Genomic DNA, 913 nt, shown 5'->3' on the forward strand with positions numbered 1-913 from the left:
CGGGCACGTCGGGAGCGGCCCGACTGGTGGGGGTGTCGCGGCCGACGGTGATCAAGTGGCGGGATCGGTTCGCCGCGTTAGGCATTGACGGTCTGGACGATGAACCCCGTAGTGGTCGACCTAAGACTGTCGATGACGCGGCGATCCTGGCGGCCACACTCGATCCGCCGCCGGATTCGTTGGCGGTGACGCACTGGTCGAGTCGTCTGCTGGGTAAGTACCTCGGCGTCGGGGATGCCACCGTGGCCCGGGCGTGGCGACGCTACGGGGTCAAACCGTGGCGCCGCCAGACGTTCAAGTTTTCCACCGACCCCGAACTGGAAGCCAAAGTTCGTGACGTCGTCGGGCTGTATCTGAACCCGCCCGAGAAAGCGATCGTTTTGTGCGTAGACGAAAAATCGCAGATTCAGGCACTGAACCGGACCCAACCGATCCTGCCGATGCGCCCGGGTCTGCCAGAGAAGGCCACACACGACTACCAGCGCAACGGCACCGCGACCCTGTTCGCGGCACTGGAGATCGCGACCGGGAAAGTGACCGACCGCTGCTATGAACGTCACGGCAAAGCCGAGTTCCTCGACTTCCTCAAGACCGTGGCCCGGGCGTATCCGAGGCGCCGGCTACATGTGGTGTGCGACAACTACCACACCCACAAGCATGCGGACATCAACGCGTGGCTAGCCAAGAATCCGCGTGTGACACTGCATTTCACCCCGACATCAGGTTCCTGGCTGAACATGGTCGAAGTGTTCTTCTCGATCATCACCCGCCAAGCGATCCGCCGGGGATCGTTCGACAGCGTCAAAGAACTCATCGCAGCCATCGGCGCATTCATCGACGGTTGGAACCAACGTTGCCACCCATTCGTGTGGACCAAGACCGCCGACGAAATCCTGCCCCACGCCCGTAAAAC

General features: G+C 62.2%; 1 protein-coding gene. It reads left to right on the forward strand.

Annotated features, from left to right (window positions below):
• Positions 1-913: IS630 family transposase (locus VXD91_RS11230; protein WP_346415428.1), on the forward strand; the 913-nt coding region annotated here is incomplete at both ends.

This window comes from Mycobacterium sp. SM3041, from assembly GCF_039668335.1.
Taxonomy (GTDB): domain Bacteria; phylum Actinomycetota; class Actinomycetes; order Mycobacteriales; family Mycobacteriaceae; genus Mycobacterium.